This is a genomic window from Thauera aromatica, from assembly GCF_023093595.1.
Lineage (GTDB): Bacteria > Pseudomonadota > Gammaproteobacteria > Burkholderiales > Rhodocyclaceae > Thauera > Thauera aromatica_A.
In genome coordinates this window covers 1-862 of the sequence record NZ_JALLIK010000017.1, presented here as the reverse complement: position 1 = coordinate 862, position 862 = coordinate 1, and the positions used below count along the sequence as shown (strand labels likewise).

The window sequence follows — 862 nt, the reverse complement described above, 5'->3', positions numbered from 1 at the left end:
CGACCAGGGCGTGGTCGCCGGCGACCGGGTCGCGGCCTACATGCCGAACCTGCCCGAGACGGTGATCGCGATGCTCGCGGCGGCGAGCATCGGCGCGGTGTTCACCTCGGCGTCGCCCGACTTCGGGGTGCAGGGCGTGCTCGACCGCTTCGGCCAGACCGCGCCCAAGGTGCTGCTGGCCTGCGACGGCTACTACTACAACGGCAAGACCGTCGATGTGCTCGGCAAGCTCGGCGAGATCGTCGGCGGGCTGCCCTCGGTCAAGCGCGTGGTCGTCGTCCCCTACGTGCGCCACCGCGACGACCTCGCCGGGGTGCCGCATGCGCGCATGTACGCCGACTTCGTCGCCCCGTTCCGCCTCGTCGATGACATCGAGTTCGCCGCGCTGCCCTTCGACCACCCGCTCTACATCCTGTATTCGTCGGGCACCACCGGCGTGCCCAAGTGCATCGTGCACGGCGCCGGCGGCACCTTGCTGCAGCACCTCAAGGAGCACCGCCTCCATGCCGACGTCAAACCCGGCGACCGCGTGTTCTACTTCACCACCTGCGGCTGGATGATGTGGAACTGGCTGGTGTCCGCGCTCGCCGCCGAAGCCACCGTGCTGCTCTACGACGGCTCGCCCTTCGCCGGCGCCAACCGGATCCTGTTCGACTACGCCGATTCGGAGCGCATGACCCATTTCGGCACTTCGGCGAAGTTCCTCGACGCCGCGGCCAAGTTCGGCCTCAAGCCCCGGGAAAGCCACCAGCTCGACACCGTGCGCGCGCTGCTGAGCACCGGCAGCCCGCTGGTGGCCGAAGGCTTCGACTACGTCTATCGCGAGATCAAGGCCGACCTGCAGCTGTCGTCGATCTCGGGC

General features: G+C 68.7%; 1 protein-coding gene. It reads left to right on the top strand.

Annotation, left to right across the window (positions count from 1 at the left end; all coding sequences use genetic code 11):
* Positions 1-862, top strand: an 862-nt coding sequence (locus MXC99_RS00290) for an AMP-binding protein (protein ID WP_247723649.1), incomplete at both ends; no start/stop codon positions are given.